This window comes from Trinickia sp., assembly GCF_051954495.1.
Taxonomy (GTDB): domain Bacteria; phylum Pseudomonadota; class Gammaproteobacteria; order Burkholderiales; family Burkholderiaceae; genus Trinickia.
Window position 1 is genome coordinate 17,584 of record NZ_JBQCHR010000158.1, and the last position, 24,122, is coordinate 41,705.

A 24,122-nucleotide genomic window follows, 5' to 3' on the forward strand; every position below is an offset into this window, starting at 1 on the left:
CTATTGTGGCACAGCCGCATCGGGACGTTTCCACCCGAACCGCATTACACGCCCGCGGTCTTCGTCTGCGCGTCGGCTTCCACGGCGGCGCCGCGGCGGCCCAGCACCGCACGCAGCTTGGAGCGGTCGAGTTCGTTCTCCCAAGCGGAGACGACGACCGCCGCCACGCCGTTGCCGACGATGTTGGTCAGCGCACGGCATTCGCTCATGAAGCGGTCGATGCCGAGGATCAGCACCATGCCCGAGAGCGGAATGGTCGGCACGACGGCCAAGGTGGCCGCGAGCGTGATGAAGCCCGCGCCCGTCACGCCGCTCGCGCCCTTGGAGGTGAGCATGGCGACCGCGATGAGCGTGAGCTGCTGCGCGAGCGTGAGATCGGTGTTCGTCGCTTGCGCGATGAACAGCACGGCCATCGTCATGTAGATGTTCGTGCCGTCGAGGTTGAACGAGTAGCCGGTGGGCACGACCAGGCCGACGACCGAACGCGAGCAGCCGAGGTTTTCCAGCTTGCCCATCAATTGCGGCAGCGCGGCTTCAGACGAGCTCGTACCGAGCACGATCAGCATTTCTTCCTTGATGTAGCTGATGAAGCGCACGATGTTGAAGCCGACGAGGCGAGCCACGGTGCCGAGCACCACGAGCACGAATACGGCCGACGTCAGATAGAACGTGCCGATCAGCTTCATCAGCGGCAGCAGCGAGGCGATGCCGTACTTGCCGATCGTGAAGGACATCGCGCCGAATGCGCCGATCGGGGCGAGCTTCGTCACGATGCGCACGATGCCGAACATCACGTGCGAGACGCTTTCGATGAAATCGGTGACGGGCTTGCCGCGCTCGCCGATCGTAGCCAACACGCTGCCGAACAGCAGCGCGACGAGCAGGATCTGCAGAATCTCGCCCTGCGCGAACGCATCTACCAGCGTATGCGGGATGATGTGCATGAAAAAGTCGACGGCGCTCTGGCCGTGCGCCTTCGCGGCGTACGAAGCCACGGCTTTGCCGTCGAGCGAGTTCACGTCGACGTTGAAGCCCGCGCCGGGCTTGAGCACGTGGGTGGCGATGAGGCCGAGCACGAGCGCGAACGTGGAGATGACTTCGAAGTAGAGCAGCGCCTTGCCGCCGACGCGGCCGACCTTCTTCATGTCTTGCATGCCGGCGATGCCGGAGACGACCGTACAGAAGATGATCGGCCCGATGACCATCTTCACGAGTTTGATGAATGCGTCCCCGAACGGCTTCATGTCGACGGCGAACTTGCTCGAGAAATGACCGAGCAGAACGCCGGCGATGATCGCCGCAAGTACCTGCACATAGAGGATTCGATAGAAGGGTTTCTTCAGAGGACGCATCAGTGTCTCCCAGCTTGGAAAAATTAATCGACAGGCCGTGGCGGCCGTTCGTGAGGCCCATCGATTGCAAGGTCGATGCCAGCGCAAACAACGCGCTTAGTCATTGATTTTGCTAGGGAATTTTTTGCGAATCAGGCGATTCCATCCGGGTTTCCGGAATCGCGGACGGGCGGCGTCCGGCGGTTCGGAGGGGCAATGCGCGAAGGGTTCGGGCTTACCCCTATGGGAAGGATGCGGAAAGCAATGCACCCAAGGCCCTCCGAAACAAAACGCGGCGGCGCGGCCGATCATCGAGATCGACCGCGCCGCCGCGCTTAGAACAAACACCGGAACTCGGGCTTGCCGCCAATCAGCGGCAAACCGCAGCCATCATCTCAAACTACGCCCTCGACGCCCGCGTCGTGCGCTTGCTGATCGGCGTGATAGCTCGAGCGCACCATCGCACCGACTGCCGCGTGCGTAAAGCCCATCTTGTAGGCTTCTTCCTCGTACATCTTGAAGGTATCCGGGTGGACATAGGCACGCACGGGCAAGTGGTGCTCGGACGGCTGCAGATATTGGCCGACAGTCAGCATGTCGACGTCATGCGCACGCAGATCGCGCATGACCTGCAGGATCTCCTCCTCGGTTTCACCCAACCCGACCATGAGCCCCGACTTGGTCGGCACGTTCGGATGCAGCGCCTTGAAATCCTTCAGAAGCTTGAGCGAATGCGCGTAATCCGAGCCGGGGCGCGCTTCCTTGTACAGGCGCGGCACGGTTTCGAGGTTGTGATTCATGACGTCGGGCGGCGCCGCGTTCAGAATTTCCAGCGCGCGGTCGAGCCGGCCGCGAAAATCCGGCGTCAGAATTTCGATGCGCGTTTCGGGCGAATGCTCGCGAACGTGCCGAATGCACTCGACGAAATGCCCCGCACCGCCGTCGCGCAAATCGTCGCGATCGACGCTCGTAATGACGACGTATTTGAGCTTGAGCGCTGCGATCGTACGAGCCAGGTTCAGCGGCTCGTCCGCATCGAGCGGATCGGGACGGCCATGGCCGACGTCGCAGAACGGGCAGCGGCGCGTGCACTTGTCGCCCATGATCATGAACGTGGCCGTGCCCTTGCCGAAACACTCGCCGATATTCGGGCAGCTCGCTTCCTCGCAGACGGTGTGCAAGTTGTGCTCGCGCAGGATCTGCTTGATTTCGGTGAAGCGCGAATTGCCCGTCGCCGCCTTGACGCGGATCCATTCGGGCTTCTTCAGCTTTTCGATCGGCACGACCTTGATCGGAATGCGCGCGGTCTTCGCCTGCGCCTTTTGCTTGGCGGTGGCGTCGTACGGAGCGGGCGCGGCTTGCGGCGCGTCCAATGCGCCGCTCGGTTCGGAAGCGGTAACGTCAGTCATTCGGTGATCCAGTCGATGAGCGATGCGCGGCAGCGCCGTCGAGGTTTGCGGCGAGCCATGCCGCCAAGGTTTCGGCTACTTCGTGCCAGCCGGCGGCGACGCCGAGCGTCGCCATGTCGACCGTTTCCAAACCCACGTAGCCGCAGGGGTTGATCGCGAGAAACGGCCGCAAGTCCATCGCCACGTTCAGGCTCACGCCGTGATAGCTGCAGCCGTTGCGGATTTTCAGGCCGAGCGCGGCGATCTTCGCGCCCTCGTGCCCACCGGCTGCCTGCCCCGGCGCCACGTAGATGCCGGGCGCGCCGGCCCGGCGCTCGCCGGCGAGATTATACGCCGCGAGCGTATCGATCACCGCCTGCTCGATCCGCGTCACGAGATCGCGCACGAACAGCTTGCGGCGGCGCAAATCGAGCAGCACGTAGGCAACGACCTGCCCGGGGCCGTGATAGGTGATCTGCCCGCCCCGGTCCACCTTGACGAGGGGAATCGCCGGATCGGCCGCCAGCAGATGCGTGGGGTCGCCGGCTTGGCCGAGCGTAAAGACAGGCGGATGTTCGACGAGCCAGATTTCGTCTGGCGTATCGGCGGTGCGCGCCTCGGTGAACGCGCGCATCGCATCGAAACTGACATCGTAGGCTTCGCGCCCGCGCCAGCGCACGATCGGCGCGAAAGGGTCAGCCGCATCCGGCATGACGGCGTTCGAGGAAGACGGCAACGGGGAGACGGACGGAAGAGACGATGCAGCGCACATGATGGCCGCAGTTTACCGGAATCGGCTCCTGCCCGCCGGAGCCGTCTCCCAATTGCACCTACAAAATCAATTCTTTAGCCGCGGCTCACGGCCGCGGCGCCAGCATCAGACCGTGCGCCAGCCGCCGCCGAAGCGCGCTGCCCACCACTCGCCGACAGTCTCGATGAGATCGCTCAACACCGCCGTGCGCGGCAGCGGCGCGACGAATGCCACATGCGCCGTGCGCTGGCCTTCCACGCTGAGCCATAGCCGCTCGCCGCGGCGCAGGCGCAGCGAGCGCCCCGGCGCGAGCCAATAATCCTCGACGTCGTTGCTGCGCGTGACCCAGATCGGCGCGCCGTGCACCGCGACGCGCGTGCTATGAGAAACCATCACCGGCACCGTTTCGCCGGGACCGATTTCGAAGGTGAAGCTTGAAGAAATTTGTCGCATGATCGTCACCACCCAAAGGTTGTTCCCTGGCTACAATCGTAGGCGCGACAGTCACTTCGGCAAAACGATCAATTCTCACGTCCATGTGAGAAAAACTAACCGATTCCTGACCGACATGAATTTGCGAGAGCTCCCCGCGCTCAATGCATTGAAGACGTTCGAGGCCGCCGCCCGCCACGAGAGCTTTTCACGCGCGGCGGACGAGCTGTTCGTCACGCACGGCGCCGTCAGCCATCAGATTCGCGCGCTCGAGGAGGAACTGGGCACGCCGTTGTTCGCGAGAGAAGGCAAGCGCGTGCGCCTGACCGACGCGGGCTGCCGCTATGCCAAAGACGTGCGCGCCGCGTTGATGTCGCTCGCCGACGCCACGCGCGCCATGCGTGAAGGCCACCGCGCACGCCGGCTCGTCGTATCGTCGTCATCGTCGTTCTCCGCGCGCTGGATCACGCCCCGAATCGGCCGCTTCATCGAACGTCATCCGGAGATCGATCTCGAGCTTCAGTCGACGAACGCCCTCACCGATTTCACGCGCGACGACGTCGATGTCGGCATTCGCTTCGGCCCCGGCGGTTATACCGATCTTCACGTGGAGCGATTGCTGGACGAGGTGTCGTTTCCCGTCTGCGCGCCGACGTTCAACGACGGCGATCTGCCGAAAAGCCCGGCCGAACTGGCGGCGTCGCCGCGGCTGCTGCGCTCGGACGATCAAATGTGGAGTGTGTGGTTCAAGGCGGCCGGGCTCGCGGACGTGCCGGAGCCGCGACGCGGCGTGTTCTATCGGGATTCGTCGAATCTGCTGCAGGCCGCGACGGACGGGCAAGGCATCGCGTTGATCCGGCGCTCCATCGGGGCGCACGAGATCGCCACGGGGCGGCTCGTACGCTTGTTCGACATCGACGCGCCAAGCGCGTCCGCGCACTGGTTCGTCTGCCCCGCGCCGCTATTCGAAACCGCCCGCGTGCAGGCCTTCCACGCGTGGCTGATGGAGGAAGTGGCGGGCTTTCGGGCGCTGCTTACAGCACCACCGACACCATCGGATGACCGGTGAGGGCCCGATAGATGTCGTCGAGGTGCGCGCGGCTTTGCGCACGTACCGTCACGGTCAAGCCGGTGTAGTTGCCGCCGCTGGAGGGCCGCGTTTCGATGCGCCCGGCGTCGAAGCTCGCGTCGAACTGCCGCACGACGGTCACGATCGTCTCGGTGAAATCGGGGTGCGATTTGCCCATGACCTTGATCGGAAAATCGCAAGGAAATTCGAAAAGGGAGTCGTTCTCCGGGTTCATCTTGGCCTCCATCGACGTCACTTCTTCTTGCCGAACATCAGCAAGAGCGAGTCCCAAATGCGCCCGCCGATGCCGGCTTGCGGCACCGCCTGCAGCGCCACGACCGGGAACTGCGTCAACGTCTTGCCGTCGGCGACGATTTGCACCGTGCCCACTTGCTGGCCGTTCGCGAGCGGCGCGACGAGCGGCTCGGTCAACGCGAACTGCGGCTTGATCTTATCGCCCATGCCGCGCGGCACGGTGATGTACTGATCGCTCTTCACGCCCACCTGCACGGTATCGGCCGCGCCCTTGTAGACGCGCGGCGTCTGCACGCTCTGGTTGGCCTTGAACAGGCGCACCGTGTCGTAAGCCGAATAGCCGTAGTTCAGCATTTTCATGCTGTCCTGCACGCGCTCGTGCTCCTTTTGCTCGCCCATCACCACGCTGACGAGACGGCGCGAAGCATCGGGCACGCCGGGCAGCGCTCGCTTGGCCGAAGCGATGAGGCAGTAGCCGGCCGCTTCCGTATGACCCGTCTTCAGGCCGTCGACGCTCGGATCGAGCCACAGCAGCCGGTTGCGGTTCGGCTGCTTGATCTTGTTGTACGTGAATTCCTTAACGGAGAAGATGCTGTAGTACTCGGGATAGTCGCGAATGAGGTGCGCCGACAAGATCGCGAGGTCGCCCGCCGTCGTGTAGTGCTGCGGATCGGGCATGCCGTTGACGTCGGCATAGTGCGTGCCTTTCATGCCGAGCCGCTGCGCTTCGGCGTTCATCATCTCGACGAAATGCGCTTCGCTGCCGCCGACCAGTTCGGCCAGAGCGATAGCCGCATCGTTTCCAGACTGCACGATCATGCCGTAGACGAGGTCGTGCACCGTGACGGGCTTTTCGGCTTCGATGAACATGCGCGACTCGTCGTTGCGCACACGGCGCACCGCCAGGCTGGGCGTGACGACCTGGTCCATCGAAATCTTCTTCGTCTGCAGCGCTTCGAAGACGAGATAGGCCGTCATGAGCTTGGTCAGCGAAGCGGGCTCGACGCGCTCATCGGCATTGCCCGAGGCGAGGACTTGATTGCTCGTCGCATCGACGAGCACCCACGAACGGGCCGTGACGGCCGGCGGCGGCACCTGCGCCGACGCGGCGGGCGCATAGGCCGCGCCGGCCAAGAGCGTCGCGCCGATCAGTACGGCGACGGGGGCCGAGCGGTGAAACGAGGAAGAAACGACGGAAGAAGCAAGCGACGGGAGGCCGAAGGAAGAAGAACGCATAGATCGATTCGTGCAGGAAAGCGACGCGCGAGGCGCAATCGGAAAGTGCCGGCCGCCGGTTGGCGGATTTCGCCGCCCGTCGCGACGCACGATGAACGAGCGACGCGGCCCACGCGGCGCCGGTTTGACCGGCGACATGCGATTCGGTTCGCGTCTTTCGCCCTCGCGCGCCGATGTGCCGCCCCGTTACGCAACATGCGTGCGGGGCCGGATCGACGGAAACGGTGCGCAAAAAATTTCGCACATTATACGCGGCACGCCTCGCCGAAAACGCGCATTTTCGCGGTGCGAATACGTTCGGGGGCCCAAATCCCGGCCCCTAGTTCGACAGCCGTCACGGCCGAGCGCGGGCCGCAATGGTCAGTTCAATGCCAAGCTTCCACGACGATCCGCTTCAGGATGTGCAGCTTGCGATGCAGGAAATGCTCGGCGCCCGGAATGACGACCACGGGCAATTCCTGCGGCCTCGCCCAATTGAACACCGAGGCGATCGGCACCGTTTCGTCTTGCTCGCCGTGAATCACGAGCGTGTTCTCGGGCACGCTCGCCACCTCGAAGCGGCTCGCCGCCGTACCGACGAACACCATTCTTTCGACGCTCTGCTCTCGCTCCGCCAGCATCCGCGCCACATGCGAAATGACGGCCGTGCCGAACGAAAAGCCCGCCAGCACGAGCGGCAGCGCTTCGTGTCCGGGCCGCGCCCGCATATGAGCGATGACGGCCAAGAGATCGTCGCGTTCGCCCACGCCTTCGTCGTGCTGGCCCTGCGTCTGGCCCACGCCGCGAAAATTCGAGCGATAGGTGACGTAGCCCAGTTGCACGAGCGTGCGCGCGAGCGTTTGCGCGACCTTGTTGTCCATCGACCCGCCGAATAGCGGATGCGGATGCGCGACGAGCGCGATGCCCCGCACCGCGCCGTCCGGTTCGTCGAGCGCGATTTCGATTTTTCCGACGGGACCGTCGATGAGAGATTTCTTCGTGTGAACGTTCATGGCGCGGCGCGAATACGAAAGACTCAGGTGGGCTGATCGATCAACAGCCGCTCGACGATCTTGCCTTCCTTCAAATGCGAATCGACGATTTCATCGAGGTCGGCTTCATCGAAATAGGTGTACCAGGTGCCTTCCGGATACACGACGAGCGCCGGACCCTGCTCACACCGGTCGAGGCAGCCGGCCTTGTTGATCCGCACGTTGCCCGGACCCGCGAGGCCCAGCTTCTTCACACGCTTTTTCGTGTGGTCGAGCATCTTCTCCGCGTCGCAGCGCCGTCCGCAGCTCGGGCGCTCGGCGTCGGGTTCGCGTTGGTTCAAGCAGAAAAAGACGTGGTACTTGTAGAAGGAGTCCATGGTCTTCGGGTTCGAAGGGTTGACGCCGGACCGATCGGCGCCCTTGGCCCGCATGAGCCCGGAAACGCATCGCATCGGTATTCGGCATGGTCGGATGGATAAGCCGCGCCGATTATAGCGAGCGTCGCGCTCGCCTGCTGAGCGCTTGCCCGGCAAGGCTTCGCGCGTTCGGTCGAATGCATGGCGGCGCATACTCTAGCCGTTTCGAGTCGCGAGGCGCACGCCTCGCATGCGTCTCGCTCCTCCCGCCGTCACTGCGCGACGGCGCCGACCTGCATGCCGAGCCATGCGACGAGCTGGGCCACGAAATCGTCGCTGGCCGCGGCGAGCGCATGCACGCCGCCGGCGGCATTGGGCATGCTAGCCGGCGCGCGTGCGACGAAGGTTTGCTGCGCCACGACCTTGCCCTCATGCGTCAGGGTGGCGCGCGCGGTCAATGCGCCGTGACTTTGGCCCTCCCCGTCGTACACCTGCTCGAATTGCTCCAGATCGATGGTCAAGAGCGGTGCATTCACCGCCTGGCCGCCGCCGAGGACCGCTCCGTGGGCGGCGAGTGCGTCGCGCACGCGCTCGGTCAGCAGTTGCGACGGCCGCATCGCCCAATGGCTATTCGCGTAGGCGGCCGTCTGCGTCGGGTCGGCATAGCTCAAGCGATACAAGATGTCGTCGCTGTCGAGCACGCGCGGCGTGCGCACATCGAACAGGCGCAGCGTCGGCAGCGCGCCCGTATAGGCGGGCGGATTCGCCGGCCCGAGGTCGTAGCGAATGTTCGAGACGGCCGCGGGCATCCCGAGCGTGCAGCCAACGAGCGCCGTACCGAGCAGCCCCGCGGCGGCCAATGCGCAGGCAATGGAGGCAAGCTCGCGCAACGCCGCTCGCGCCTGCACCAACCGAGACATGCGCGCGCGGTCCGAACGCGAGCCTGGGGCCATTTTGATTGTTCGTGCCATGTGCTTGCTTTCCTTTGCAAATCAATGCGGTGCTACGGCGCCTGCCGCGCGCGGCCACGAGAAGCCCGGCTCGCCCGGGCCCGGCTGCGTGTGCGCGACACCGAACAGCACGCTCGTCGGGCTCGTACTGAAGACGTTGGCGGCCCGGTCGAAGGCACGCGCCGCGCCGCTGACGTCGGTTGCGAGCGCATTCACGCGCGGCAGCGTCTCGTAGTCGAGCCGCGTCGACATGTCCTGCAACGACGCGTCCATTGTCGCGAGCGCCCCGCCGGCACGATCGGCCGCCGCGCCGATCTTGTTCAAGTTCGAAACGAGCGGCCCGTTCGTTGCCGAAAGCGTCGTCATGAGCGCATTGGTCGATGCGAGGGTGTGGGTGAGCGCATCCATCGTGCTCGGCAATTGCGCCGCCGCTGGCGTCGCCGCTTGCGCGAGCGTCGTCACGGCGTCGGCCGCGTGCTGCAAGCTTGCCGCCGTCGCCAGGAGCTGCGTGCGCGTTGGCTCGGAGAGCATGGCATCGGCACGGGCGACGACGGTCTGCAGTTCGTCGAGCAGGGCATCCCCGCGCTGCTGCAATTGATCGAGCAAGCCCGGGCGCATCGGCAGTTGCGCGACGTGCTTCGCAGAGGTCGGCACGGGATTCAGATCGGCGCCCGTATCGTCGAGCTGCACGAAGGCGATACCCGTCACCCCCTGCAAGCCCAGGCTGCCGAACGTCGAGCGCGTGATCGGGGCATTCTTGTCGACAAGGATGCGGATCACGATCGTCCCCGGGTGGGTGTGGTCGAACCGGATCGACTGCACTTTGCCCACGGCCAGGCCGCGATAACGGACATCGGCATCGGTCGAGAGCCCCGTGACGTTCGTGTGCGAGATCAAGTCGTACGGCACGCGCACGGTGCGGTCGAGATTGAACCAGAAGACGACGAGCGCGATCGCGACGCCGAGTCCGATCGTAAAAAGCCCAGCCCAGAATGCGTGCGATTTATTTTCCATACGCGTGATTCCCGTCGTTGCGCGCGCGATATCGAACGGCGCGAAAAGCTTCGTGCCGGTGCGTCATAGCGGCACCTCGGCCGATGCGGACTCCAACGCGGCCGGCGGCAGCTTAGCGCGTCGCTCGGGCGGCAAGGCCTGCAGCGCGCGCCGGCCGCGCCGCCCTAAAAAGAACTCGCGGATGAACGGATGGTCCACCGCGGCCGCCTCCTCGATCGGCGCGGCGACGAGCACGCGCCGATCGGCGATGACAGCCACGCGCGTCGACAACGAAGTCATCGTGTCCAGGTCGTGCGTGACCATCACGACGGTCAGCCCGAGCGCGCGATGCAGCGTCGCGATCAGTTCCACGAAATCCTCCGATGCCTGCGGATCGAGCCCCGCGGTCGGCTCGTCGAGAAACAGCAGCTCCGGCTCCAGCGCGAGCGCGCGCGCGATGCCCACCCGCTTGATCATGCCGCCGGAGAGCGCCGCCGGCATCTTCGAGGCGTGCTTGCAGGGCAGCCCCACCATTTCGAGCTTGAGCATGACGATGTCGTTCAAGAGCGGGGCCGGCACGCGGCCGAGCTCGCGTATCGGCTGCGCGACGTTGTCGAACACCGACATCGAGGAAAACAGCGCCCCTTGCTGGAACAGCATCCCCATGCGGCTGCGCATGACGCGGGCCGTTTGCTCGTCCACCGAGGATGTATCGCGCCCGAATACCTCGATTGCGCCGGAGCTCGGCGCTTCGAGGCCCAGGATCTGGCGGATCAGCGTAGTCTTGCCTGAGCCCGATCCGCCTACGATCGAGACGATCTCCCCGCGCCGCACCTCGAAGTTCAAGTGCTCGTGCACGATCGTGGCGCCATAGCGCTTGGTCAGGTCGCGCACCTCGATCACCCGCTCGGCGATCGCGGGCGGCGGACGGTTGCGAACGGCGGCGGAAAGCGGCGCGGTCATAGGCCGACGTTCTGAAAAACGATCGCGAAGATCGCATCGGCGAGGATGACGACCGTGATCGAGGAGACGACCGACGATGTCGTTCCCACCCCGAGGCTTTGCGAGTTCGGCTTGATCCGAAAGCCGAAGTGACAGGCGACGAGCGCAATCAGCATGCCGAACGCGACACCCTTGCCCAGCCCGATCCATAGATTGGCGATCGGCACGACGCTCGGCAACGCCCGCGCGAAATAAAGCATGTCGATGCCCAACACGACCTGCGCGGCGAGCGCGCCGCCGATCAGCGCGATGATGTTGGTCCACATGACGAGCAGCGGCATCGCCACCGACAGCGCGAGGACACGCGGCAGCACGAGCCGCAGGCCGTGCGGAATGCCCATGACGAGCATCGCGTCGAGCTCCTCGGTCACGCGCATGACGCCGATCTGCGCCGTGATGGCCGAGCCCGAGCGCCCGGCGACCAGTATCGCCGACAGCACGGGGCCCAGCTCCCGAATCACGGACAGACCCAGAATATTGACGATGTATTGATTCGCGCCGAACAGACGCAGCTGCTGGGCCGACAGGTAGCTGAGCACGATGCCGATCAGGAACGCGACGAGCGCCGTGATCGGCAATGCCTTGGCCCCCGCGCTATACACGTTCGCCGAGATTTCCAGCCAAGGCGCGCGCGCGGGGCGGCGCAGCACGGACAGCGCATCGAGCACGAAGCGCCCGAACATTGCCAAGCCGCCGTAAGCGTGGTCGATGAACCCGAGCACGGACCGGCCGAGCGCGGTGACCGCATCCACGCGCTCGACTGCCTCCGGGCTTTCGCGCTGCGTTTCGAGCAGGGCGATGCGCGCGAATATGTCGCGCTGGGTATCCGTGAGCGTGACGGATTCGGGCAGCTTGCGGCCCCAGACACGCCACAGCGCTTGACCGCCGACATGGTCCATTCGCTCGACGGCCGACAAATCCCATTGCGCCGGGGCGGCGCGCGCGAGGGCGGCCAGGCGCGCGGTGGCGCCCGAGCGCGCGCGGTCGCGGGCCAGCGCGAGCGCGGTCCACTGTCCGGACAATTTGACGAGCGAGCCTTGGCCGCTCGTTTCGAGCCGCAAGCGGGGCGGGGTATCGAAGTCCAAGGAAGGAAGTTCCCACGCGATGAACTGAACTGCGGCCATTGTAGCGGGCGATGCGCCGCGGCTAGCATGTACCCGGCTGCCGGTACGTGCGGCGGCCGACCGAATGCTTCATACGTGGAGCGAAGACGCATGCGTGCGTCGATGACGCGCGCTCGCCGCTACGCCCTACAATATGGCTATGACCGATACCCTTTTTCCTCCCCCGAGCCCCGGCTCGGCGGCGAACCTCGACGGCGCCGATTGGCGCATCGACGAGCAGCGCGCGCGCGCGGGCGGCGCGAGTGCGATCCCGTCGGACGCGCTCGAAATCGTCGACGAGACGACGTCCACCAACACCGACCTCATGGCGCGCATGAAGGCGCTGCCGCGCGAGCGTGCCGCGGTCGGCGTGCACGCGGTGCGCGCTGCATACAGCCAAACGGCCGGCCGAGGACGGCAAGGGCGCAGCTGGCAGGCCACGCCGGGCCACGCGCTGACGTTCTCGCTCGCCTGCGTGCTGCCCCGGCCGCTCGCGGGGCTGGCCGGGCTCAGCCTGGCGACGGGCGTCGCGGTCATCGACGCCTTGGCGCGCTTGGCCCCGAGCGAGGCAGGGCGGCTCGCGCTCAAATGGCCGAACGATGTGCTGCTCGACGGCCGCAAGCTCGCCGGCATTCTGATCGAAACGGCCTGGAGCACCGCGAACGCCAGCGCCGCAGTCATCGGCGTGGGGATTAACGTGCGCCGGGACGAAGCGCTCGAGGCACAACTCGAAGCAGCGGCCGCGAGCATGCCGGCACAGGCCCGAGCAACGCCGCCAGCCGCGCTGTCGCAAGCCGTGCCGGAAGCGAACTTGACAGACACGCTGGCCGTCGTCGTCAAGGCGCTCACCGAGATGACCGAGCGCTTCGGCGCGCAAGGTTTCGCGCCGTTCGTCGGCCGCTGGAACGCCTGCCACGCCTATGCGAATCAAGAAGTCGTGCTGATCGACAAGGGCGTCGAGTTCGCGCGCGGTATCGCGACCGGCGTCGACAGCTCGGGGCAACTGCTGCTGTCGACCGATGCGGGCATGCAGGCGATCGCGACGGGCGACGTCTCGCTGCGGCTCGCCGACGGAGCGCCATGAGGAGAGGCGCGCCGTTTCTGCTCATCGACGCGGGCAATAGCCGCGTGAAATGGGCGTTGGCCGGCGTCGACGGCACGTGGCTTCGCAGCGGCGTGTTTTCGCACGCCGCGCACGCCCCGCGCGCTTCGGCCGATGCCGGCGCCGATGCGCAGGCCGACAACGCTCGCCCCTGGGCGAGCGAGTCCGGCGCGGCGAATGAGCACGAGGATCCGGCGTCGCAATGGGCCGCGCTTGCGGCGCCGTGCGGTGCGTGGATCTCGAATGTGGCGGGGCGCGATGCGGCCGAACGGATCGCCGCGCAGCTCGACGCGCGCTGGCCCGGCTTGCCGCGCACGTTCGTGCGCGCTCGCGAGCGCCAGTGCGGTGTAATCAACGGCTATGGGGCGCCGGAGCGGCTGGGCAGTGATCGGTGGGCCGGCCTCATCGGCGCCCATGCGGCGTTCCCGGGCGAGCCGCTCTTGATCGCCACGCTCGGCACCGCCACGACGCTCGAAGCGCTGACGGCGCAGGGACGGTTCGTCGGCGGGATGATCGCACCGGGGTGGTCGCTGATGATGCGCTCGCTAGGCGAGCATACGGCGCAGTTGCCGACGTTGAGCGCCGAGTCCGTGCGCGGCCTTGCCGGCGACGCCTTGGCAAAACACTGGTTCGCCGCCGATACGCCGCATGCGATCACCGCCGGGGCCTTGCTGGCCCAGGCGGGCCTCATCGAACGCGCATGGCGTGAATTGTGCCGCGCTTGGGACGCGCAGGTAAGGCTTGTCGTAGGCGGCGGCGCGGCAGACGACGTGGCCGCCGCGCTTGGCGTGCCGTACACGCGTCACGATACGCTCGTGCTGTCCGGGCTGGCGAGGATCGCCGCCGAAGACGGCGCTCGGGCGCCCTGAACGACTGGAGACGAGACGATGCTGCGTTGGCTGATCGCTATTTTGTTTCTCGCCAATTTGATTGCGTTCGCTTTGGCGAGCGGCATGCTGGGGCCGTTGCCGGCGTCGGGCCCCCGGGAGCCCCATCATTTGGAACGCCAGGTCCACCCCGATTGGCTAAAAACGCGGCCGATTTCCGAAGCCGACGCGGCCGAACAAGCCATCGTCGGGCGGCCCGACCCTACCCCCGCCATCGCCGTCGCACCGCTCGGCGGCTAAGGCCGGGGAGACGCCATCGCCATTCTCCGGCATCGGCGAACCCTCGGCGCGGCGCAGCAACGTTCGCCGAGCCGCGGCGGGTTATCTATCCGGCGGATTGCCGGTTGTTCGTCGCGCTACGACCGCCCTGCGTGCGCACGGACCTTGTCGAGCAAGGCGGTGGTGGAGCGTTGATGCTCGAATGCGATCGCCAGCGCCCGCCCGCCCCATCCGCGTACGAGCGCCGATTCCGGCAGTGCGTCCATGTCGTAATCGCCGCCTTTGACGAGAATGTCCGGGTGCACGGCTTCGATCAATTCGATCGGCGTGCGCTCCTCGAACCGCACGACCCAGTCGACGCTTTCCAGAGCGGCCAACAACGCCATCCGATCTTCCTCGCGATTGATCGGCCGATCGTCGCCCTTGCCGAGCATGCGCACCGACGCGTCGCTGTTCACGCCGACCACGAGGCACGCGCCCAGCGCCTTCGCGCGCGCGAGGTAAGTCACATGGCCCCGGTGCAGGATGTCGAATACGCCGTTCGTGAAGACGACCGGGCCGGCGAGCGTGGAGCGTCGCTCTGCCAGCGCTTCACGGGTGATGATCTTGTCTTCGAAGGAAACGGCAGACATGGGCGGTAGAGGTCCGATCGATGCCGGGCCTCAAGCGGCCTGGTGTTCGGCCGAGCCTGGCGTTTGCAGGCGCGCCGTGACTTCCTTGCGGTAGCGGTTCAGCTCTTGCGCCGTCGCGAACGTGCGCTCGAACAGAATCGACAGATTGTGCAGGATGCGCTCGACGACCTTCTTCTCCCAGCCGTCGTCGAAGCGGATCTGCTCGTCGAGCCAGCGTTCGAGCCATTCCGGATCGGGCAGCCGCGACTGGATCGTGTCGCGCGGGAAAAGATCGCGATTCACGTGCAGGTTCGTCGGGTGCAACGGTTTTTCGGTGCGGCGCGCCGAAGCCATCAGCACGCCGATCTTGGCGAACGCCGCGCGCGCGACGTCGCCGCAGTTCGTCATGGCCTTCTTCATGTAGCGCAGGTAAGCGCCGCCATGGCGCGCTTCATCGCGGGAAATCGTTTCGTAGATGTGCTTGATCACGGGCTCCGTGTGCCATTCGGCGGCGCGGCGATACCAGTGGTTCAGGCGGATTTCGCCGCAGAAGTGAAGCATCAGCGTTTCGAGCGGCGGCGCGGGATCGAATTCGAAGCGCACGGCGTGCAGCTCGGCTTCGGTCGGCACCATTTCGGGCTTGAAACGACGCAGGTATTCCATCAGGACCAGCGAATGCTTTTGCTCCTCGAAGAACCAAACGCTCATGAACGCGGAAAAGTCGCTGTCGTGGTGGTTGTCGCGCAGGAACATTTCCGTCGCGGGCAGCGCCGACCACTCGGTGATGGCGTTCATCTTGATCGTGGTCGCCTGCTCGTCGGTGAGCAGCGACGCGTCGAACTTGTCCCAGGGAATGTCCTTCTCCATGTCCCAGCGGACCGACTCGAGCGATTTATAAAGTTCCGGATAAAGCATGGTGTTCATAGGTCCCACCCCTGGTCTGCCCATTGCAACTCGTATGACAATTGCCGCATGCACGCGAAACCACCGCGCCGGTGCGGCAAAAAAACCACAATCTTACGCAGTGATCGCGCTCATTTTCTTGATCGAACTCAAGGTCGCCCGTGCGACGATGCTTCGCGCGTGAAGACATCGGCCGGCGCAACGCGCCTAGGCGATGATCGAACACGGCGCCGCGCTTCGCGCCGAGCCCCTCTTCGCTTCCGTTGGACGGGCGGCGCAACGACCTGCCGCGATCGTGGTTTTTTCGGTGTTCGCCCACGAAGCGAAATCTTTGGAATGATAGCATGCGCGGCCCGCGGCGCCGGCCTCTCTTACGGCTGGTTTACACGGGTTGCGGCGTTTGGCCAAGCATCTCTCCGATCCAACCGGTCAGCCGCTCCCGCTGCGCAAGCGTGTCGCGAAAACCGAGGTCGATCAGTTCGTTCGCGAATTCCGCCTCGAACAGCAGGTAGCTTGCGAACGACGCGCCGGCCGCACGATTGCCGCCGACCGCGCCCAGCAGGCCGCGCACCGTCAGCGGCAAGCGTTTGAGATGCCGCGCCGCGAGAATTTCGATGCGCTCGCTGGGGGCGATCGGCAGCACATCGACGTGCCGCCAGCCGCTTTCCGGCTCCACGTGCTGCGGCAGATGCGAAATCATGTTGTTGATGTGCTCGATGCGCTCGATGTCCGCGCCGATCGAATCGAGAAATACGCTCGCCAGCACCTGCTGGCCGATCTGAGCGAGCGACGGGTAGCCGCTTTCGATGCCGGACGCCGCCGGTACTTCGGGACGCGGCGTCGCGGCGCCGAGCACCACGATGCGATGCGCGCCGAAGTGTATCGCGGGGCTGAGCGGCGCGATTTGCCGGATGGAGCCGTCGCCGAAATATTCCACGCAGCCGTCCAGTTCCAGCGGCACGGCCGGAAACAAGAACGGAATAGCCGCCGAGGCCAGCAGATGCGCGGGGGCAAGCGCCACCATGCGCGCGCCGCGCTGAGCGCGCCGCCAAGACTGGATGGGCTCCTCGGCTTGGTAGAAGGTCAAATGACGGCCGCTCGAGTAGCTGAGCGCCGTGATGGAGAGCGCATGCAAAGCATGCGCCTCGAGCATTTCATCGATGCGCGCGAAATCGAGCGCGCCGTGCAGCAGCTGCGCTAACGGACTGTTGTCGAAAAGGGCGCGCGGGCTGCGCCGTACTGCCCAGCCGAAGCTCATCGCCGCAAGCCAGCGTGCGCCCGCCGCCGCCACGCCGCGCCAATCGGTGCGATATACCTGGCGCGCGCGAATGTTCGACCAAAAGTCGATCAGCCGCTCGACGCCGAGCGCGAAGTCGTCCGCATGGCTGGCGATCGACGCCGCGTTGATCGCGCCCGCGGACGTCCCGCAAATGATCGTAAACGGCGACGAGCGCCGCCGCGGTTCGATCTCGCGTGCGATCTGGGCAAGCGCCTTGAGCGCGCCGACTTGGTAGGCGGCGCGCGCGCCGCCGCCCATCAGAACCAGTGCGAGCCGCACGATGAACGGTTGGCGTTCACTTCTCGTCGCGTGCGCCGCCGCCCGAGCCGCCGGGCGGCTTCGTACCGCTCTTGCGGGCTGGCGCGCGCTTGGCCGCCGGCTTGGCGTTCGATGCGTTCGATGCGTTCGTGGCGCTGGATGCCGCCGAACCGCGGCCCGCACTTGCGCCCTTGGCGCCGCGCCCCGATGCGCCGCCGCTCGCCTTCGGCTTCGATTTCGAACCGGCCTCGCTGTCCGTCGCGGCGCCCGGTTGCGTCATCGCGAATGCCGCGAGCTGATTGAACTGCGACTGCAGCAGGTTCCACCATCCGGCCGGATCGAACGCGGCGCTTGCGTCGCCGCCCTCCGCGGAGCCAGCCGGCGAAGCGTCGGCGCCGCTCTCGGCGCGATTGCCGTCGCCGCCGCTCGCGCCCGCTGTGCTTGCCTCGCTCGAACGGCTTTCGGAAGCGCCCCAAGGCGAGGACGAAGCGGCTTTCGTGCTCGCGGGCCCCGACGTATCGCTCGGCTGCGTCATCGACGCCTGCGCGAAGGCGCCGAACGCGCGCAGCGTCGAGAGCGTCGCGCGCTGCACCTCGAGCGCCTGAATGGCCGATTGCAGCATGTTCAGGTTCAGCTTGAGCCACTGCTCGACAGCGCGCATGTCGGTGATGCGCTTATCGAGTTCTTCCACGCTCATGAGCGGCGACATCATGTCCGACATCGCGGTCAGCGGCGAGCTGAAGCCTTGCGCCGTACCCGGCTGCATCCCCGGAAACGCCGCGCCGAACGGCGTCAGGCGCATCATGTCCCACATCTTGTCGAGCATTTCAGCGGGCGGAAAACCCGGAAAGCCTGGAAAAGGCGATTGGTCGCCGGCGGTGTCGGTCATCGAGTGCTCTCCGATACGATGAGAATGAGTGAAGACGTGGGTGTGAATCAGAATCAGCGTCAGGAAAAATCGCTGCCCGGAAAATCGGGTGCGCGCCGCTCGCGCAGCGAGCTGATGCCTTCGCGCACGTCGGGGCCCGAGAAACCCATGAATTCGAGCGCGAGCGACGCATCGAACGTCGGCCCCGCCATACGCAGCCAGTTGTTGAGCGCGTACTTCGTCCAGCGTATCGCGCTTTGCGAACCTTGGGCGAGCCGCGTCGCGACTTCGAACGCTTTCGGCAGCAGTTCGGCCTCGTCGACGGCCAGCGACACGAGCCCGATCCGCTCGGCCTGCGCCCCGCTCACGGCCTCGCACAGCAGCAGGTAATACTTCGCCTTGGCCATGCCGCACAGCAGCGGCCAGACGATCGCCGCGTGATCGCCGGCCGCGACGCCGAGGCGCGTGTGCCCGTCGATGATGCGCGCATCGTTGGCCGCGATCGACACATCGGCCAGGAGCCCGGCGACGAGGCCCGCGCCCACGGCCGGCCCGTGCATCGCGGAGACGATCGGCTTGCTGCAGTTGATGACGTTGTAGACGAGATCGCGCGCCTCGCGCCAGACGCGCGAGCGCACGTCGAAGCGATCGGCCATCTGCTCGACGAGCGTGAGATCGCCGCCCGCCGAAAAGCCCTTGCCTTCGCCCCGGATCACGGCCACGCGCGTGTTCGGATCGCGGTCGATGTCGCGCCAAATCTCGGCCAGTTCGCGATGCATATGCTCGTCGGCCGCGGCAAGGCCGCTCTTGTTCATCCCCGCTCCGCTCATGACGACTTCGAGCACGCCGTGCGGATGACGTTGCAAGCGCAACGAGCCGTAATGCGCATAGAGCGCGAGATCGTCGGAAGTTGTCGTATCGGTCATCGGTATGGACTCGTGTTGAGCTGAAGAAACCCCGAACGTTCGCATGAGCCGCGACGCCGCTCGCTCGTCAGTGTAGGCGTGCGCGTGCGGCCCCGCATCGGGCCAAACCCGGCGCGCGCCCCCGGGCCCATCGAGCCTTCATGCGCTACGCCTGCTCGAGCGGCGCGACCGATTGCTCGATGGCGCCGAAGATCGACTTGCCGGCATCGTCGAGCATCTCGATCTTGACCGTGTCGCCGTACTTCATGAATTCGGTTTGAGGCGCACCGCCCGCAATCGTTTCGAGGCAGCGCTTCTCGGCGATGCAGCAGTAGCCGCGCTTCTCGTCCTTGTTCGAGACGGTGCCCGAACCCACGATCGAGCCCGCGCGCAAATTGCGCGTCTTCGCCGCGTGCGCGATGAGCTGGCCGAAGTGGAACACCATGTCCACGCCGGCGTCCGGCTGCCCCACTTTCTTGCCGTTCCAATGCACGATCATGGGCCGCTCCACGCGCCCCCCGCGCCAGTGTTCGCCTAACTCGTCGGGCGTCACGGCCACGGGCGAAAAAGCCGTGGCCGGCTTGCTTTGGAAGAAGCCGAAGCCCTTTGCGAGTTCCGCCGGAATCAAATTGCGCAGCGAGACGTCGTTGACGAGCATCACGAGACGCACGGCCTTGAGCGCGGCCTCGGGCGTCGCGCCCATGGGCACGTCGGTCGTGACGACGGCCACTTCGGCCTCGAAGTCGATGCCGAACGCCTCGGACGCGCAGACGATGTCCTCGCGCGGGCCGAGAAAGTCGTCGCTGCCGCCTTGGTACATCAGCGGATCGGTCCAAAACTCCGGCGGCATGTCGGCACCGCGCGCCCGGCGCACGAGTTCGACATGGTTCACGTAGGCGGAGCCGTCGGCCCACTGGAACGCTCGCGGCAGCGGGGCCATGCAGTCCTTCGGTTCGAACGCGAAGGCTGCGCGGGCACGGCCTTGATTGAGCGCGTCGTAAAGCTCGGCGAGCTGCGGCGCATAGAACGGCCAGTCGTCGAGCGCGCGCTGCAGCGTCGGCGCGATGGCGTCGGCAATCGCGGCCGTGCGCAAATCGCGCGAAACGACGATCAGTTGGCCGTCGCGCGACCCGTCTTTGAGCGTGGCAAGTTTCATGTGGGAGGAATCGAAGCCGTGTGGTGACGATAGAGAGAATCTATTTTACGATGGTGAATGCGTCACGCCGCTCGAGTTCGTCAGGATGACGCATCGGCGCCCGTTTTGCGTCCATTTTCCGCCCTGCTTTCGCCGTTTTCGGCTTTTCGTCGGTATCGCCCGCCCATGTCCGCTCCGCCTTCCCCCACGCCCGACACGCTCGATCCCGCGCTCGGCGATCCGCTCGATCCCCTCGACGATGGCGCCGAGGGCGAGGGCGAGGAAAAGGTGCGCTCGGGCATTCAGTCGATCGAAGTGGGGTTTCGCCTGCTGGAAGTGCTGACGAACGAGCCGCGCGCAATGATGCTGCGCGATCTCGCCAAGCGGGCGCAGATGAGCCCGGCAAAGGCGCATCGCTACCTCGTGAGCTTTCAGCGCCTAGGCGTCGTGGCGCAAGACCCCGTTTCAGGCCGCTATGAGCTCGGCGGCTTCGCGCTGCAGATGGGGCTGGCTCGCCTCGCGCGCGTCGACGGCGTGAAACTCGCCCGGCTGGCGCTCGGCGAGCTGCGCGATCGGCTCGACATCACGGTCGGTATCGCCGTCTGGGGCAATCAAGGGCCGACGGTCGTCCACTGGACCGAATCGAGCCATCCGGCGAAGGCGTCGCTCAAGCTCGGCGATGTCATGCCGCTGCTTGGCTCCGCCACGGGCCTACTCTTTGCGGCATATCTGCCGCGCGGCAAGACCCAGGCGATGATCGAGCGCGAGCTCGCCGGCTCGCGCCATTCGGCGCACGCGAGCGGGCCGCGCAGCGAAAGCGAACTCGAACGGGCGCTCGCGGACGTCCGCGAGCATGGCGCGGCGCGCGTGGCCGGGATGCTGCTGCCGACGATCCACGCCTTTTGCATGCCCGTTTTCGACGCCTCGGGCGAACTCGCGCTGGGCCTGATCGCGCTCGGTCATGAAGGCGCGTTCGATCTGTCTTGGGACGGGGAGATCGCCCTGGCGCTGAAAGCTTGCGCGAACAAGTTGTCCTACGAACTCGGCCACAGCAGCGCGCCGCGCTGACGCGGCGAGGACGATCGAGACCCGCCGACATGTCGTACGTATTCGCACCCGCCGCCCGCCGCACCCCCTGCCCCCCTAGCCGGGCACGGCGGCTCGCGCGGCGATGGGGCGCCGCATTCGCGGCGGTGCTCGCGGTTCACGGCGCCGCGCTCTTGTGGTTCGCGCGCTACCACGGGGCTTTCGAGGCAGAAGCGGTCAAGGCGCCGATTCAAGTCGCGCTACTGACCCCGCAGCCCATCGAACGCACCGAGCCGCAACGAGGGGCGCACCGCACGGCGCCGCCCCGCGCGCATGCGGCCGCCCACCGTTCGACGGACAGCCGAACAGCCGTGCTGCACGCTGTCAACCCGGGCGACACGCCGCCGGCCGCCGCTCAGACGGCCAGTGCATCCCAGGGCGACGCGACGTCCTCGGTCCCTGGCGCGTCGAGTCCGGGGGCCGCATCGACCGCCGCGCCCCCCGTCCAAGCCAGCGCAGCGAGCGCGGGCGTACGCTTCTCGGTGCCCCCTTCGGGCAATTTGCACTACAACACGTTTTACAACGGGGTGGAAAACGCGCCCGGCACGATCCGATGGACGAGCGACGGCGGCCGCTACGAAATGGTCGTTTCCGTGCCGTTGCCGTTCCTCGGCACGTTCTCGTACGAAAGCAGCGGGCGCATCGACGCGTTCGGATTGGCTCCCGAGCGCTACGTCGAGAAGCGCGGTCGCCGCCCCGAAGAGGTGACGACGTTCGACCGCGCCGCCAAACGGATCGGCTTCACGCGCACGAGCACGACGCTTGCACTGCCGGAGGGCGCGCAAGACCGCTTCAGCATGGTGATGCAGTTGGCAAGCCTCGTGCGCGGGGATCCGGAAACGTACAAGGCCGGCGTCACACGGGCGTTTTACGTGGCGGACGACGACAGCGGAGAACTTTGGCCGATCGAGACGATCGGCGACGAATCGATTCGCACTCCCGAAGGTTTTCTGGCGGCGCGTCACTTTATGAGACTGCCGCGCCACGACGGCGACCGGCGACGCATCGACGTGTGGCTTGCGCCCTCGCTGGGCTGGCTGCCGGCCCGCATCGTGCAAACGGAGCCGAACGGCACGCAGATCGAACTGTTGTGGCGCGGGCGGCTCGAGCCGCCGGGCGCGGAAAATGCGACAGCGAAGGCAAGGACACCGGATGGTTCGTCCAACGCCGAGCCGGCCGACCGAACGCCGGCCCAGGTGCGCGAGCAGCCCTAAACCAGCGGCTCGCACGTGCCGTTATCATGGTTATCGAGGCACGTGGACGATCCTCGATGTTTTCCCTCGCCGCTCGAACGTTTTGGATGGACGGGGTCTAACGGGTTGGTTAGGTCGCAAAGCAGCAAGCATGACGTCGAAGATGCATTTGGTTGCAATGTTCCAACCCGTTTTAAGCGTCGTTTAAGACCCACCCCTTGAAATTCCATGCAACACGCTCCACGTACTGGGCGGAAAACGGCCAGGAGCCAATCGGAATAAGGAGTGTCGCCATGCAAATGATCTACAACAGCCCCAACTATTGTGTCGTCGAGTTCGCGCCGCAAGCGGACCACCTGGCGATGAACGCAGGTGGCTACGAAATCGTAGACAAGAACACGCAGCGTGAGATCTTCATCGACGGCGCAATGGCGGCGCAGTTTCGCGAACACGTACGCAAGCTCATCGAGGAAGAGCCAACACTCGACGAAGTCGACGAGTTCCTCGGGCAATTCGACAGCCTGATGACGCAGCCCGTCGTCCTCCACTGAGGTTTCAGACGACACTCTCACACGCGGCCTGACGCCCCAAAGCGGCAAGGCCTAGCGGATCGAACCCCGCCCGGTATGCCGGACGGGGTTTTCTTTTTGCGCGCCCGGCGTCGCGGGCACGGCCGGCGAGGCGGGCCGGCAGCCGCTACAATGACGGTTTTCCCCCTCACGCCCCGCGCACGCTCGCCATGAATTCGTCCGCCGCTCCCGCCGGATCGCCCGCGTCAAGCACGCATTACACCCGAGGCGCCCAGCTCCCCGCGCTGCTCGCGTCGCGCATCCTCATTCTGGACGGCGCGATGGGTACGATGATTCAGCGCTACAAGCTCGACGAAGCGCGCTATCGCGGCGAGCGCTTCAAGGACTTCGCACGCGACGTGAAGGGCAACAACGAGCTGCTCTCGCTCACGCAGCCGCAAATCATCCGCGAGATCCACGAGCAGTACCTGGCCGCCGGCGCCGACATCATCGAGACGAACACGTTCGGCGCCACCACCGTCGCCCAAGCGGACTACGGGATGGAATCGCTTGCGCGCGAGATGAACCTGGAATCGGCCAAGCTTGCGCGCGCGGCCTGCGACCAATACTCGACGCCCGACAAGCCCCGCTTCGTCGCGGGCGCCATCGGACCGACGCCGAAAACAGCGAGCATCTCGCCCGACGTCAACGATCCGGCCGCGCGCAACGTCACGTTCGACGAGTTGCGCGCCGCGTATTACGAGCAGGCGCAAGCGTTGCTCGACGGCGGCGCGGATCTATTCCTCGTCGAGACCATTTTCGACACGCTGAACGCGAAAGCCGCACTGTTCGCGCTCGACGAATTGTTCGAAAACACGGGCGAAGTGCTGCCCATCATGATCTCGGGCACCGTGACGGACGCGTCGGGCCGCATCTTGTCCGGGCAGACGGTGGAAGCGTTCTGGAATTCGCTGCGTCACGCCAAGCCGCTGACGTTCGGGCTGAACTGCGCGCTCGGCGCCGCGTTGATGCGCCCGTATATCGCCGAGCTCGCCAAACTGTGCGACACCTACGTGTCGTGCTACCCGAATGCCGGCCTGCCGAACCCGATGAGCGACACGGGTTTCGACGAAACGCCGGAGGACACGTCGCGGCAGTTGAAGGAGTTCGCGCAAGCGGGCCTCGTCAATGTCGCCGGCGGCTGCTGCGGCACCACGCCCGAGCACATCGCGGCCATCGCGCAGGCTTTGAGCAACGTGAAGCCGCGCGCTTGGGCCAACTACCGCGACGCCGCTTGAGCCGCTTGAGCCGCTTGAGCCGCCTGCGCCCC

Annotated in this window: 27 protein-coding genes; 9 read left to right on the plus strand and 18 right to left on the minus strand. The window is 65.9% G+C overall.

The genetic code is table 11. The features are described 5' to 3' along the window. Nucleotides 1–44: 44 nt before the first annotated feature. The 4 genes from ACTHNR_RS21590 to ACTHNR_RS21605 all read right to left on the minus strand — a co-directional run bounded on the left by ACTHNR_RS21590 (nucleotide 45) and on the right by ACTHNR_RS21605 (nucleotide 3,923). A complete protein-coding gene (locus ACTHNR_RS21590; protein ID WP_440549870.1) occupies nucleotides 45–1,352 on the minus strand; it encodes a dicarboxylate/amino acid:cation symporter in 1,308 nt (435 codons plus the stop codon). Nucleotides 1,353–1,726: 374 nt separating this feature from the next. Continuing rightward, nucleotides 1,727–2,740: a lipoyl synthase gene (gene lipA / locus ACTHNR_RS21595; RefSeq protein WP_440549873.1), complete on the minus strand. Its 1,014-nt coding sequence runs from the start codon at nucleotides 2,738–2,740 to the stop codon at nucleotides 1,727–1,729. Beyond that, nucleotides 2,733–3,431, minus strand: coding sequence for a lipoyl(octanoyl) transferase LipB (lipB, locus tag ACTHNR_RS21600; protein ID WP_440549876.1), 699 nt, complete (start codon nucleotides 3,429–3,431; stop codon nucleotides 2,733–2,735). The genes lipA and lipB overlap by 8 nt, the downstream gene beginning before the upstream one ends. Before the next feature lie 165 nt (nucleotides 3,432–3,596). Next, nucleotides 3,597–3,923 (minus strand): DUF2917 domain-containing protein, encoded by a 327-nt coding sequence (locus ACTHNR_RS21605; RefSeq protein WP_440549879.1) that lies wholly within the window; start codon nucleotides 3,921–3,923, stop codon nucleotides 3,597–3,599. Between the two features lie 115 nt (nucleotides 3,924–4,038). On the opposite strand from ACTHNR_RS21605, the gene ACTHNR_RS21610 reads away from it, so the two are divergent. Continuing rightward, the gene (locus ACTHNR_RS21610) at nucleotides 4,039–4,971 is read left to right on the plus strand and encodes a transcriptional regulator GcvA (protein ID WP_440549881.1); all 933 of its coding nucleotides are present in this window, start codon (nucleotides 4,039–4,041) and stop codon (nucleotides 4,969–4,971) included. Here ACTHNR_RS21610 and ACTHNR_RS21615 read toward each other — a convergent pair. The 8 genes from ACTHNR_RS21615 to ACTHNR_RS21650 all read right to left on the minus strand — a co-directional run bounded on the left by ACTHNR_RS21615 (nucleotide 4,937) and on the right by ACTHNR_RS21650 (nucleotide 11,819). Then, the gene (locus tag ACTHNR_RS21615; protein WP_440549884.1) at nucleotides 4,937–5,206 is read right to left on the minus strand and encodes a DUF493 family protein; all 270 of its coding nucleotides are present in this window, start codon (nucleotides 5,204–5,206) and stop codon (nucleotides 4,937–4,939) included. The genes ACTHNR_RS21610 and ACTHNR_RS21615 overlap by 35 nt on opposite strands. Nucleotides 5,207–5,223: 17 nt before the next feature. Further along, nucleotides 5,224–6,462, minus strand: coding sequence for a D-alanyl-D-alanine carboxypeptidase family protein (locus tag ACTHNR_RS21620; protein ID WP_440549886.1), 1,239 nt, complete (start codon nucleotides 6,460–6,462; stop codon nucleotides 5,224–5,226). A gap of 365 nt (nucleotides 6,463–6,827) precedes the next feature. Continuing rightward, nucleotides 6,828–7,454: an alpha/beta hydrolase gene (locus ACTHNR_RS21625; RefSeq protein WP_440549888.1), complete on the minus strand. Its 627-nt coding sequence runs from the start codon at nucleotides 7,452–7,454 to the stop codon at nucleotides 6,828–6,830. Between the two features lie 23 nt (nucleotides 7,455–7,477). Further along, entirely contained in the window at nucleotides 7,478–7,810 is a 333-nt protein-coding gene (locus ACTHNR_RS21630) for a (2Fe-2S) ferredoxin domain-containing protein (RefSeq protein WP_440550000.1), read from the minus strand. 251 nt (nucleotides 7,811–8,061) lie between these two features. Continuing rightward, nucleotides 8,062–8,709: an ABC-type transport auxiliary lipoprotein family protein gene (locus tag ACTHNR_RS21635; protein ID WP_440550003.1), complete on the minus strand. Its 648-nt coding sequence runs from the start codon at nucleotides 8,707–8,709 to the stop codon at nucleotides 8,062–8,064. A gap of 72 nt (nucleotides 8,710–8,781) precedes the next feature. Continuing rightward, nucleotides 8,782–9,753, minus strand: coding sequence for an MlaD family protein (locus ACTHNR_RS21640; RefSeq protein ID WP_440549891.1), 972 nt, complete (start codon nucleotides 9,751–9,753; stop codon nucleotides 8,782–8,784). Between the two features lie 63 nt (nucleotides 9,754–9,816). Beyond that, nucleotides 9,817–10,773 carry an ABC transporter ATP-binding protein gene (locus ACTHNR_RS21645; RefSeq protein ID WP_440550006.1) on the minus strand — a complete coding sequence of 319 codons (957 nt, stop codon included), beginning with the start codon at nucleotides 10,771–10,773 and terminating at the stop codon, nucleotides 9,817–9,819. Next, nucleotides 10,692–11,819, minus strand: coding sequence for an MlaE family ABC transporter permease (locus ACTHNR_RS21650; protein ID WP_440550009.1), 1,128 nt, complete (start codon nucleotides 11,817–11,819; stop codon nucleotides 10,692–10,694). Before ACTHNR_RS21650 ends, ACTHNR_RS21645 begins: the two co-directional genes overlap by 82 nt. A 178-nt stretch (nucleotides 11,820–11,997) precedes the next feature. On the opposite strand from ACTHNR_RS21650, the gene ACTHNR_RS21655 reads away from it, so the two are divergent. Genes ACTHNR_RS21655 through ACTHNR_RS21665 form a run of 3 tightly spaced genes read left to right on the plus strand, consistent with a single transcriptional unit; the run spans nucleotide 11,998 to nucleotide 14,066 of the window. Beyond that, nucleotides 11,998–12,921 (plus strand): biotin--[acetyl-CoA-carboxylase] ligase, encoded by a 924-nt coding sequence (locus tag ACTHNR_RS21655; protein ID WP_440549893.1) that lies wholly within the window; start codon nucleotides 11,998–12,000, stop codon nucleotides 12,919–12,921. Then, nucleotides 12,918–13,808, plus strand: a complete 891-nt coding sequence (locus ACTHNR_RS21660) for a type III pantothenate kinase (RefSeq protein ID WP_440549896.1) — start codon at nucleotides 12,918–12,920, stop codon at nucleotides 13,806–13,808. The genes ACTHNR_RS21655 and ACTHNR_RS21660 overlap by 4 nt, the downstream gene beginning before the upstream one ends. Nucleotides 13,809–13,826: 18 nt before the next feature. Then, nucleotides 13,827–14,066 carry a hypothetical protein gene (locus tag ACTHNR_RS21665; protein ID WP_440549898.1) on the plus strand — a complete coding sequence of 80 codons (240 nt, stop codon included), beginning with the start codon at nucleotides 13,827–13,829 and terminating at the stop codon, nucleotides 14,064–14,066. 116 nt (nucleotides 14,067–14,182) lie between these two features. Here ACTHNR_RS21665 and rfaE2 read toward each other — a convergent pair whose 3' ends face one another. Continuing rightward, nucleotides 14,183–14,677 (minus strand): D-glycero-beta-D-manno-heptose 1-phosphate adenylyltransferase, encoded by a 495-nt coding sequence (gene rfaE2 / locus ACTHNR_RS21670; protein ID WP_440549900.1) that lies wholly within the window; start codon nucleotides 14,675–14,677, stop codon nucleotides 14,183–14,185. A gap of 30 nt (nucleotides 14,678–14,707) precedes the next feature. Then, a complete protein-coding gene (locus ACTHNR_RS21675) occupies nucleotides 14,708–15,580 on the minus strand; it encodes a ferritin-like domain-containing protein (RefSeq protein ID WP_440549903.1) in 873 nt (290 codons plus the stop codon). A gap of 193 nt (nucleotides 15,581–15,773) precedes the next feature. Here ACTHNR_RS21675 and ACTHNR_RS21680 point away from each other — a divergent pair, with 193 nt between their 5' ends. Next, nucleotides 15,774–15,899, plus strand: coding sequence for a hypothetical protein (locus ACTHNR_RS21680; RefSeq protein ID WP_440549905.1), 126 nt, complete (start codon nucleotides 15,774–15,776; stop codon nucleotides 15,897–15,899). Nucleotides 15,900–15,941: 42 nt separating this feature from the next. Here ACTHNR_RS21680 and ACTHNR_RS21685 read toward each other — a convergent pair whose 3' ends face one another. The 4 genes from ACTHNR_RS21685 to ACTHNR_RS21700 all read right to left on the minus strand — a co-directional run bounded on the left by ACTHNR_RS21685 (nucleotide 15,942) and on the right by ACTHNR_RS21700 (nucleotide 20,025). After that, entirely contained in the window at nucleotides 15,942–17,117 is a 1,176-nt protein-coding gene (locus tag ACTHNR_RS21685) for a patatin-like phospholipase family protein (RefSeq protein ID WP_440549908.1), read from the minus strand. A 16-nt stretch (nucleotides 17,118–17,133) separates the two neighbouring features. After that, complete coding sequence (locus ACTHNR_RS21690) at nucleotides 17,134–17,985, minus strand: PhaM family polyhydroxyalkanoate granule multifunctional regulatory protein (protein ID WP_440549911.1); 852 nt, start codon at nucleotides 17,983–17,985, stop codon at nucleotides 17,134–17,136. A 59-nt stretch (nucleotides 17,986–18,044) separates the two neighbouring features. Beyond that, nucleotides 18,045–18,890: an enoyl-CoA hydratase/isomerase family protein gene (locus ACTHNR_RS21695; protein ID WP_440549914.1), complete on the minus strand. Its 846-nt coding sequence runs from the start codon at nucleotides 18,888–18,890 to the stop codon at nucleotides 18,045–18,047. A gap of 145 nt (nucleotides 18,891–19,035) precedes the next feature. Further along, complete coding sequence (locus ACTHNR_RS21700; protein ID WP_440549917.1) at nucleotides 19,036–20,025, minus strand: fumarylacetoacetate hydrolase family protein; 990 nt, start codon at nucleotides 20,023–20,025, stop codon at nucleotides 19,036–19,038. Between the two features lie 165 nt (nucleotides 20,026–20,190). On the opposite strand from ACTHNR_RS21700, the gene ACTHNR_RS21705 reads away from it, so the two are divergent. The 4 genes from ACTHNR_RS21705 to ACTHNR_RS21720 all read left to right on the plus strand — a co-directional run bounded on the left by ACTHNR_RS21705 (nucleotide 20,191) and on the right by ACTHNR_RS21720 (nucleotide 24,090). After that, nucleotides 20,191–21,072, plus strand: a complete 882-nt coding sequence (locus ACTHNR_RS21705) for an IclR family transcriptional regulator (protein ID WP_440549919.1) — start codon at nucleotides 20,191–20,193, stop codon at nucleotides 21,070–21,072. 29 nt (nucleotides 21,073–21,101) lie between these two features. Next, nucleotides 21,102–22,304, plus strand: coding sequence for a DUF3108 domain-containing protein (locus ACTHNR_RS21710; protein WP_440549921.1), 1,203 nt, complete (start codon nucleotides 21,102–21,104; stop codon nucleotides 22,302–22,304). A gap of 272 nt (nucleotides 22,305–22,576) precedes the next feature. Further along, a complete protein-coding gene (locus tag ACTHNR_RS21715) occupies nucleotides 22,577–22,834 on the plus strand; it encodes a BTH_I0359 family protein (protein WP_440549924.1) in 258 nt (85 codons plus the stop codon). Nucleotides 22,835–23,022: 188 nt separating this feature from the next. After that, nucleotides 23,023–24,090, plus strand: a complete 1,068-nt coding sequence (locus ACTHNR_RS21720; protein WP_440549927.1) for a homocysteine S-methyltransferase family protein — start codon at nucleotides 23,023–23,025, stop codon at nucleotides 24,088–24,090. Nucleotides 24,091–24,122: the final 32 nt, after the last annotated feature.